The 10,693-nt window shown below is 40.1% G+C and carries 8 protein-coding genes; all 8 read right to left on the bottom strand.

Annotation, left to right across the window (positions count from 1 at the left end; all coding sequences use genetic code 11):
* On the bottom strand, positions 1-741 hold a 741-nt coding region (locus E1176_RS12415), incomplete at its 3' end, for a DEAD/DEAH box helicase (RefSeq protein WP_155210956.1).
* A 61-nt stretch (positions 742-802) separates the two neighbouring features.
* On the bottom strand, positions 803-1,624 hold the full coding sequence (locus E1176_RS12420) for a hypothetical protein (RefSeq protein ID WP_155210957.1): 822 nt from the start codon (positions 1,622-1,624) through the stop codon (positions 803-805).
* Positions 1,625-1,639: 15 nt separating this feature from the next.
* Positions 1,640-2,935 carry a hypothetical protein gene (locus tag E1176_RS12425; protein WP_155210958.1) on the bottom strand — a complete coding sequence of 432 codons (1,296 nt, stop codon included), beginning with the start codon at positions 2,933-2,935 and terminating at the stop codon, positions 1,640-1,642.
* 33 nt (positions 2,936-2,968) lie between these two features.
* On the bottom strand, positions 2,969-4,456 hold the full coding sequence (locus tag E1176_RS12430) for a right-handed parallel beta-helix repeat-containing protein (protein WP_155210959.1): 1,488 nt from the start codon (positions 4,454-4,456) through the stop codon (positions 2,969-2,971).
* A gap of 72 nt (positions 4,457-4,528) precedes the next feature.
* Entirely contained in the window at positions 4,529-7,129 is a 2,601-nt protein-coding gene (locus tag E1176_RS12435; RefSeq protein ID WP_155210960.1) for a TonB-dependent receptor, read from the bottom strand.
* 69 nt (positions 7,130-7,198) lie between these two features.
* Entirely contained in the window at positions 7,199-8,110 is a 912-nt protein-coding gene (locus tag E1176_RS12440) for a FecR family protein (RefSeq protein WP_155210961.1), read from the bottom strand.
* A 42-nt stretch (positions 8,111-8,152) separates the two neighbouring features.
* Positions 8,153-8,665, bottom strand: coding sequence for a sigma-70 family RNA polymerase sigma factor (locus E1176_RS12445; RefSeq protein WP_185152785.1), 513 nt, complete (start codon positions 8,663-8,665; stop codon positions 8,153-8,155).
* 65 nt (positions 8,666-8,730) lie between these two features.
* A partial coding sequence (locus E1176_RS12450; protein WP_155210962.1) for a sensor histidine kinase occupies positions 8,731-10,693 on the bottom strand: 1,963 nt, incomplete at its 5' end.

A 10,693-nucleotide genomic window follows, 5' to 3' on the forward strand; every position in this document is an offset into this window, starting at 1 on the left:
TACCAACACTTTTTTATAGGTAGATTTATTAGCAAGTAAGTGGCTCAGCAGGTTTACTTTCGTATTAAAATTATGTACCGGGTAACTCGCCTGTACAATATTTTCTAATGGTGTACCACTTACAGCGACTGTAATTTGAGTTGGCTGATCGAAAAAATCTTGAATAAGCACATTTACATCATCTGTCATGGTCGCAGAGAACATGATATTTTGCCTTTTAGCCGGCAGTAACTCAAAAATATTATTAAGCTGCATGCGAAAACCCATATCCAACATCACGTCTACTTCATCAATCACCAGTTTTTTTATGTCTTTGACAGAAACCGCTCTGGACAGCATCAAGTCATACAAACGACCTGGTGTCGCCACAATAATATCCTGACCTTCAGCCAGTGTCTCTTTTTGAAGTCTGATGTTGGATTCTCCAAATACACCTAGTACGCGTAGATTGACATAGGTAGTGAGCTCGTTAATCGCTTTTTCAACCTGCATCACCAACTCTCTGGAAGGCACTAAAATTAGCAGGCGTGGATTAGGGCTTTTTGAAAATTTTAAACCGTTGAGCAATGGCAGCAGGTAAGCCAATGTTTTACCAGTTCCTGTTTGGGATATACCAACTACATCCTGCCCAGAAGCAATTACAGGAAATGTACGGGATTGAATCTCAGTAGCATTTATAAAACCCAGATCATCAATGGCGGACTTTAACTGTTTGGTAATTTTTAAATCTTCAAAGCTCATCTGGAATATTTTTATGCTAAGCTAAGGTTTTTGTATGCTTTGATCTGCCCTGTTTTTTATTTTAATAACAAACTGCCTTACCTCTTTGAAACGCAAATTGCGTATTGCCTTGTCTCCATCTACCGGCCTCTAATCGACTGGCATCTATCGCATGGTAGTTGGTTTCTCCACCAGCACTTACCATTCTTACTGCTGGCACACCCTGGTATTTAACTACTTCCCACCGGCCGTATTCATTACTGCTACTAGCACCGTGGGCGTTTCCTCCATAATTACCTTCCACACTGTAAGAACCATCATAAGACCTGTTGTAAGTACCATTTGCACAAAAATTAAGATACGTGATGGAGCTCGCATTGCTGCTGCTTAATATCGAACTGCGTGTATAATAAACTAATTGTCCTCCTGCAATTAAATTGTAATAAGTATTATCATTATTAGCAGGCGCTGAATGTACTACTGACTCAGGTTTTTGAGAAAAATATGCTGTCAAATCATAATTATCTAACTCTTGCGCATGTGAGGTGCGATAAAATGAGGTTGATATACCCTCAACATCCAGCTGAAAACCAAACGCTGCAGGAGTAGCTTTGAATGATAAATGCTGTGCCTTTGTATAAATCTTGCCGATCAATTGACCTTGCTCTATACTTCCGTGAAATGGAAATACTCCAATTGACTGAATCAGAACACCCTGAATACTATCTTCGACAACCTTCATCTGAACGGTGGTCTGATAGTTCTCATCTATAAAAGTACCGCTGAATTTTGGTAGATCAGCATTATCAATGCCAGTAAATGTTGCTAGTAATGTGAATATGATAGAATACATGATTTTGTATTTAGAAAGGTAAAACCAGATGCCTCCTTTCAATGAAGGCATCCGGGAAATTATTCATTAGTAAGCAGAGTCATTTTGCACTACATCCCAGGCCAGGCGCTGCAGGTAATCACGCAGGTCATCATGCATGTAATCAAGGTCGTTATATCCTCTTAGGTCATAAATGCCTTCTGCACCGGCTTCCTGCAATAAAGCCTCATATTGCTCATTGCTAATACCTTCCAGGTCATACTGATTCTCAGGGAACCATTCTGAAGTTAAAAACTGTCCGCTACCAATAGCGAAGCCTTCTGGGGACTGGTTAAAGACTGAAGCATAAATCACTAGCGACATGAAATAGTGACCTACCGTAGAAAGATGGTACTCATCCTGATAAAACAGGTAATCTACCCAGGCTAATTGATTGTCAGCCGTTAAGCCTCCTGAGTTGGCTAAAGCTTCGAAGCCCGGCACAGTACCTGCTTCTATTTCTCTCATAAGTCTAGACATAGCAAATGCTGCTGGTATAAACCTGATGTGTGACCTTTTAGTAGACCTAACAAAAAACTGCCATTTAACACCTTCAAACTCAATTCTATCTGCTAAAGGCAAATCCTGAAAAGCATTTCCACTATTGAGCATTTGCTCCATTTCTTCAACTGTAGGTCTTTGATAATTTTGGTTAGCAGCTCTTGTTGTACCATTAGGCACTTCGTCATACCCTAACGACCATGTTTGGTAATAAAAAGTCACACTTTCAGGACTTCCACACTCTAATGCATCGGCATACTGTTGTAAATAGTAAGGTATTGGTGCCCAATCTTCTGCTGGGTTTTCCCATAATGCTGGCACTTGATAGCCATCTGGTGCGCAACCACTTATAGCTGCATTCGTGTCTTCGCCAAACTCTGAAGGATTAAAATCCTGGTAGCCCCATTGCTCCGTAAGTACCGCAAAATCATAAGAATGAGAGTTGTCGCCATCAAAAAGGCCATGCTCTCTGTCCATTTTGCCCACCAGGCTAATATCGCCATTGGTGACCTGTTCTCTGTTTAATGTTGTACCCGCATCTCCTAAGTTTGCCAAAGTGGCTACATAGTCGTCTACGATCATATTCATAGCACTGTGTCCAACAAAAAGCGCATTTAAATCACCAGAGAAAGATGGAGGATCATCATTTCCACTTCCATCATCCGGATCATTGTCATCATCCCCATCCCCATCATTATCGACTGGAGTCTGATCATTATTAGTATTAGTTGGTGGGTTGTCCGGGTTAACATCATCATCGGCACAACCTGCAAAAGCAAGTAAACACAATAGTATTATAAAAGCCACACCTAGTTTTATTGATAAATTGATTACTGATTTCATAATTTCTGTTTTTTTGTTTAAGATTTTGATTGATTAATATTCGAATACACCTAAGTCGATTCCAGCTCCCTGAGGTCTGTTAGCTCCATTCATATCTGTCGTAGGCACATCATTATCCAGAGCCCAACCATTATCTACTGCCGGGCTACTTGCCTGAAGGGTAAAGTTATAGTTGGCAGGATCTGTGAAATTTGGGTTAGCGGTCAGTCCGTTGGATTCTGTTACAGGACCCCACACGCCTCGGGTGCCAAATAAATTGTTGTGTAGAATGTGGGTAGCATAAAAGCCCTGATGTGGATCTTCTGGAGTAGGTCCAAATATGGATAAATCTCCTTCGCCATTGTTCCAGGCGATGTTATTGGCCACCAAAGAGGTAGGACTATGCAACTCTCCTTGTGTTTCTATCAAGTAACTGAGAAAAAGACCGCTGTTGGGGTTTCCGTAAAATACGTTGTTAAACACCTTATTATTACGCCCTCCATTTACCTCAAGACCATCTCCTATTTCAGTATGAGGCGTACGCATACCATTGTTGGCGAAAATGTTATTTCTCACAATGATATTGTCGGTTTTGTAAAAATCAATTCCCCAATCTCCACCTTCTCTGAAGATGCTGTTTTCAACCAATACACCACTTAATCCTTGGATGAGTACGTTGCCATAGTAATACTCCGGTGCATAATTGGTCGAAGGGTATCCGTCAGCTGCATAGCCATATCCGTTTTGCTCAAGCAGGCAGTTTCTAATGGTCAGATTTGTAATAGGATTTTCCTGTGGGTAGGTTTCAGACCTTGATCTAAGCTCAATGCCATAAGTTACTGTTCCTCTTATCGTTACATTTTCAAACAACCAGTTGCTACCACCAACAGGATCCCAGGCATTGATAATCCCAAAGTACTGTGAAGACTGCGTAGTGTCTCCCTGTTGCATGAGGATAATCTCAGTAGACAGAATCTCCACATTTCTTATGGTGAGGTTGTTAGTTGTGCCTTCAATCATAACACCGCCACGGTTGTCTATCAATTGGCCACCGTCAATCGTTACGTCTTTTGTGCCCACCAACCAATAAGCGGCTGCATTAGGATTGTCATGTATGCGGTTATCAGATAAGGTAATAAAAGAGGCCTCCTGCACATGTATAGCACCCAGATCATCAGAGTTGCTATTGGCAATCTCAAAGCCACTTACTTCAACCTGATCTCCCGAAATATAAATCGTGGCATTATAACCGTCTTGTGTTAATAAGGTATTGTCTTCCGCTCTTAAGGAAATACCGTTTTTATCAATAGAAATTGACTCTCGGTAAGTACCACTTTTGACCAGAACCACGTCACCAGACTTAGCTTCATCAACAGCTTCTTGTATGGTGAGAAATGGATAAGTCTCAGTTCCATCACCCGGAGTCGTAGCCGAGGCATCAACATAAATAGTATTCTGATTTTGAATTTGACAGTCGTTGTCATCATCTGAGCATGACACTAAAAAAATTAAAACCAGCGTTGTTAAAAATATTTGTTTCATTGTATGTAGTAATTTGTTTACATCACTACATACCGCTGGTAATTAGCTACCCTACCCCCTCTTGAAAAAAAATTATAGAAACTTTAAGCGAAGACTCAAATTCGGTGTAAAACCATAGAGATAACGATCTGTTTGTGAGAGAATTGGTTCCCCATCTCCTGTTTCGGAGACGCCATAATTTCGCTCGGCAATATTTTTATTATTCAGCACATTGAGAAGAGAAATTCCTATCTCGCCCTGTAAACGGGATGTCGTATTTACAGGAAAATGATACCAGGCCGACACATCTAATCGGCTGTAGGTGGGCAAGCACCTTTGATTGACACTTTCATAGTTTACGACATTAAATGTAAAGCCATCACGTGATACCTCTTCTAAAGATTGTGAAAAAGCATAGGGGGCTCCAGAGCGTACTGTGTACCCTGAAGAAATTGATAATCGTCCAAAATCATAAGCGCTAGCCAACTGTACCTGATGCGTTAAGTTTCTGGAGGAAGGCATGTTACGGATGTTTAATCCTGGAATAGAAGCTTCACTCTGTTGAAACGTATAGCTGACCCAATTTCGAAGTCTTTTAAAACGCTTTTTGATCAGTAGATCGAGCCCTACTATGTTTTCTTCCGCAGAATAAGCCGCATCGAGAGTTCTGTTAATTTTTCTTGCATTCAGCTTATCAAGTCGTTTTTTGTAGGTGTCAAAATCTATCAACCAACCTTTATCAGAAAATATAAAGCCAATTGACGCTTGTCTATTCTCAATAATTTCCCGGCCTTCATCTGCACCAGCCAATATCCATAATTGCTCAACGGCATTTGATATGGTGAAGCCCGACTCTTGAAATGACTGTATATATTGGTGAAAAATACCTGCAGATGCTTTCACTCTTACAGCATCTGCAACCTTATAATTTAGGCGAATTTGAGGGTCAAAAGTAACCTCATCGACAAATGAATACAAACTTTGCCTCGCACCTAAACCTACATACCAACGATCGGTTGGCGTCAATTCTAAGTCTGCATACAAACTGTGTACAACACCCGCCTCACCGATAGAGGCAGAAAAACGATCTTCAGTACCATCCGGAAAAACATCAAGCGAAGCTATTGTGTAGCCAGCATCGATCTGGTTGACTTGGTAGCCAAAAGAAAGCTTTTTGTTTCTACTGAGATTCAATTGATTATGTAGCCTTATTTCAGTGTTTTCCAGGTCATTGTCACGGGTTTCATATTGATCTAAATCGTCTTGCGTTTCTCTGATGTTGTCTTGTCCGTAAGCCAGCTCAAATCTGGCATGGGCAATATTCAGTGATGTTTGCAAGTGCTCAGACCATCGATGCTGCCAGTTGAAGCCAAGCCCATGATTAGTAGCTTCATTGGACTGACTCGTAAAGTTAAGTTGCTCAGTATCAGTCGACTCAAAATCAAGTAAACTGTAAGCGTATAAGTAGCTCAATGTGAGACTGTCTCTGTTGGTCAATTGGTTTGACCAAACGGCATTGATGTCAGAAAAATTGATCTTACTGTTATAATCAAAGTTGTCTTCCGTCACATTGCCCTGGAAGAGGCTGGTAGTGCTTCCTTCAAACACTTTCTCACTAATAGAACTGTATGTAGGAGTAAGCAAAAAATCATTATATGACCTACGACCCGCTACCATTAAATTACCAAGCTGTTTTGGTAAATCGACTTGCGTGTAAAGGTCTGCTTGTGTGAGGTTGATATTCATCTCAATGGCAGGTTGAGACGCATCGTGGGACCTGGAAGTTAGATTAAGCAGACCACCTGTATAACCACCAAACCTTACGGGGATAGTATTTTTATGCACTTCAACCTTACCTATAGCAGAAGGTATAAAAGCGGAAATATTGCCAAAATAATGAGCCGGACTATACACCGGTATTTGATTCCAATAATAAGCCGTTTGATCGACCGTTCCTCCTCTAATACTGATGCTCGAGGCCGACTCATCAGAAGAGGTGATACCTGGTAGCATTTGAGTAGACAAGAGTACATCAGGCTCTGAAAGCCCCGGTAGAATCTCCATGTTTTGTAAATCAATACCCACGACTGAAGTATTGTCGTTAACCGTAATCCCTCGATTGATGTACTCTATAATGACTACTTCATCAAGTTCTTTGGCCTTTGGTTGCAAACTAATAGTGACATCTAACCCTTCGATGTGTGGATCAATAAGTCTGTTTTTATAGCCTAAATAGGCTATCTCCAACACTAAACCGCTATCGTTTTTTACTTTTATAGTAGCCTCGCCAAATGCATCTGTCACAAAGCCCTCGGTGGTATTTCTCACACCAATGGTCGCGAATGGCAAAGGTTCATTAGCCTGATTCATCACCTTAAGCGTCATCACTAAATGTGACATTTTTCTGATAAGCACGAATTTTTCTGAAACCACCTCAGCTTCTAAGAAGTAAGGACTTAAGGTCTCTTTCAAAAGCCTTTGAAGCTCATATTTACCCTGATTTACAGAAGTGTACGTGCTGTCAAGATCGTCTGAAGCGTATGAGAAATTATAACCTTCATGCTGTTTAAGGTAGTTTAACAAATGAACTACGGGCGCATTGTTGAAGGACTTCTTCAACTCGATCTGTTGTGCAGTGGAGCTGGAGATCCCACAACAGAGAACAGTAACAATGACCAAAAACCTTTTACCCATAGCGTAATTAAACGCCTAATATAAGCTATGAAGCAGGTAATAATAAGAGTAATAAATAAAAAATCGTGCTTACTTGAGTATTAGTGTATTGCGAGACTCATTGTATTCATAGTCAACGCCAAATGGCTCAAACACCAATCTCAGCGCATTTTCTGCACTACTATGTGGAAAAGAGCCAGTATACTCTTCTTTTGGTAACCTATTGATGTTTTCGATTCTCATACCAAAAACTACTTCAAGCTCTTGTACTACTTCATCTAAAGGCGCTTCATTAAAAGAACTTACGCCTTGCAGCCAGCTTGGTGTCTCATGACTCAAATCAAATAAAGTGGTTTCTGAAAGACGGATACTTACCCCTTCTCCGGCTTCAAGTATTACTTCATTTAATCGGTTAAGCAATTTCACCGAGCCCTGATAGCAACTTATTTGCAGCAGCTCCAACCGTGACTTTATATTAAACGAGGTGCCTAATACCTCAATAGTGCCTACAGCGGTATTTACACTAAAGAGACTTCCTTCCGAAACATCAAAATAGGCTTCTCCTTCCAGCTCTACCGTTCGGGATTGGGACCAATCATCTTCATCGTAACTTATGGATGAATTTGCGTGAAGTGTGACTTTAGATCCACCAGGCAAGGTTACGAGTTGCTGCTCACCGAAACCAGTGCTTATCACTGTGTCTTTGGTGAACCAGTAGACGGCAAAAGCTGCAAGGAGAGTTACTGTGGCTGCCACGGTCATAGTAACAGCTCTAGGTAGAAATCGCTGTTTACCGGCCTTCTTTTCTCCAATTTTTGATTTAACCTGAGACAAAGCCTTTTCTACATCATAGGTGGGTGTGCCTATTCCTTTAGATGCCAGCATCATATCTATATATGCCTTTCCTTCTTCGCTCGACTCAAACTCACGAAGTTCCTTTTCGCTCAGTTCATTATTGAGCCATCGGCTTAAGAAGGTATCGTCTTGTTCCCAGGGTTTCATTATTGTTACATACTTTTAAACTTCATTTACCCTACCCCCGAATTATAAACTTTTACAAATCATTCTCAATTTGAGCAGTGCTTTGTGCATCCTTTTTTCGATAGCTTTTACACTCACCTCAAGGGAGTCAGCAATTTCTTTGTAACTCATGCCGTCTATGCGATGCAATAAAAATACTTCTCGCTGGCCTTCAGGAAGTTGGGCTATGGCTTGCTTCAATTTTTCACTTAACTCTCTGTGTTCCAGTGTGAAGGCTGGGTCCTCGACCTCTACGTTTACTAAGGTAAGATCATCATACTTCTCCTTTACTATGTCTTTGTCGAGTAGTTTAAGAAACTTATTTTGACCTACCTTAAACAGAAACGATTTGGCCTTTTCTATAGATACTTTTTTACAGGCCTCCCAAAGCACTACAAATGCTTCCTGCACAATATCTTCGGCTCTCGTAGCATCACGAAACTTATAAAGCAAAAAATTGCGTAAAACGGGTGCCAGTGACCTGAATACGGCTTCAAATGTTTTCTCCTGACAAATATCGTTAGACTCCTGAGTCACGCAGTATTGAGTAGAGGTTTAAAATACTAACTTAATAAGTGGTGAAGACATTTCACAACCCGAATTTAAAATGATCTATTCAGAGGTAATAATAGCGTTAATTCGGTACCAGCACCCACCTCACTCCAGACTTTTATATCAGCACCTAACTGATTAGCCAGGGTTTTGCAGATAGCAAGTCCTAATCCGTTTGAGGTTTCTCCGGCTGTAGGCTGAGCTGTTAATCTTTTGAACATCTTAAACATCTCTTCCTGATCAGCCTCACTGATACCCGGGCCTTCATCTTTCACACTGATTAACAATGTATCGTTTTCCTTACTCACAGTCAGCCAAATACGCTTATGCATATTCGAAAATTTCATGGCATTTGTCAGAAAATTATCAAGAATACGAGTCAGCAAATACTCATCAGTAACAATTTTAACAGGCTGCTCTGGTAAATTGATAACTAACTTTTGGTCTTTGCTTTGAAGTGTGTGCTCATAGTTTTGGGCAAAACTATTGATATATGTATTTACTTCTAATTCTGAAGTATTGAGCTTTACATCGCCATGATCATACATGTGCAATTCGAGCAAATCCCTGATCAGGTCATTACCAACCTCTACCTGTTGCATTATACGCTGAATATATTCCTCTTGATTGGCATTAATCGGTCCTCCTATGGGTATTAGACGAGTGAATCCTTCTATTTTACTTAAAGGGGATTTGAGATCATGCGTCACGGCACTGACTATACCATCTTTTTCCCTGATTAATTCGCCTAGTTGATCATTCATATGTGCCAACTCCAAATTTTTCGTTTCTAACTGAGCCGTACGCTGAGCAACCTTATTTTCCAACTCAATGTTTTGCATTTGTATGAGCCTTTCGTTTTCCAAAGTTGTTTCCAGTAATTTTTCCTGAGCCTCATACCTTTCCTGAATTATTTCTTCTTGTTTCCATTCCATACGCTTAGAAAGTAGAAACGAAAGTAAAATAACCTCAAAAAGTGTAGCATAGGCCACATGGCTTAAGCCACCGATATAATCAGGACTACCGGTATTGATATAAATGGCCTGCGTACAGACGAGTAGAAAATATATAAAATAAGCGACCGCAAAATAGTAACCCATTTTATTGCCTCTAGCACCAACCTTCACCCCTACAAATGCCATCACGAAAAATGAAATCATGGCATTGACTGTATTTATTGGCTGCACTATTGAGAATGGGAAAAAGAATTTTATCAAACCCCAAATAGCAAAGTATGCGATAATGAAAATTACTGTTTTGTATAGCTTAGGCACATACTTTCTAGCCTCTAAAAATATGAGACAATAAATGGTTTGTACAGTAATGCCAATAGCGGGTATAGTGGTATATAGAAATACCAGATCAACTGGTAAGGCATAAATAATAAAGCCGTCTATAACTGCTGCTGAATAGAAGAAATAAATCAGTACTACGAGAGAGTAAAAGAGGTATATTTTTTTTCTTAGAGAGAAAAAGAAAAACATATTAAGTAATACAACAAACAGCATAAGGCCACTATACAGGCCATAGCTCCACATTTGCTGGTTGGCTCGTGTCCGGTATTCATGTTGGCTATATAACCTTACAGGTATGGGCTCTGAGTTTGTATTTACTCTTAAATAATAGGTGATTTCACCTGTTGGTAGTGGGAATACCTGAAATGAACTATTTATTAATTTATTTTCTATATCAACTTCATACCCAGCCTCATAGTGTTTCACATTGCCGGTTTTGTCCTCATAATATAAATCTGCTTCCGGAAGTCCAGCTTGTGCAATTTCAAGCATTAATAAATTCTTGCTATCGTTATTTATTGTAAAACGAAACCAAAAAAATGAATCGGTATAACCGAGACTAAGGTTAGTACTCTCTGATGGTTTATAATTATTCCGGTATTCTCGTGAGCTGGCTTGATTGAAACTTATTTTACCTGTAGGGTCTTCTAATATTTCAACCTGCTCTCCGATCTCTTTGAAGGCATCACCATCTTCCCACACAATGGCCTGTGAGAAT

The sequence above is a fragment of the Fulvivirga aurantia genome (assembly GCF_009711475.1).
Lineage (GTDB): Bacteria > Bacteroidota > Bacteroidia > Cytophagales > Cyclobacteriaceae > Fulvivirga > Fulvivirga aurantia.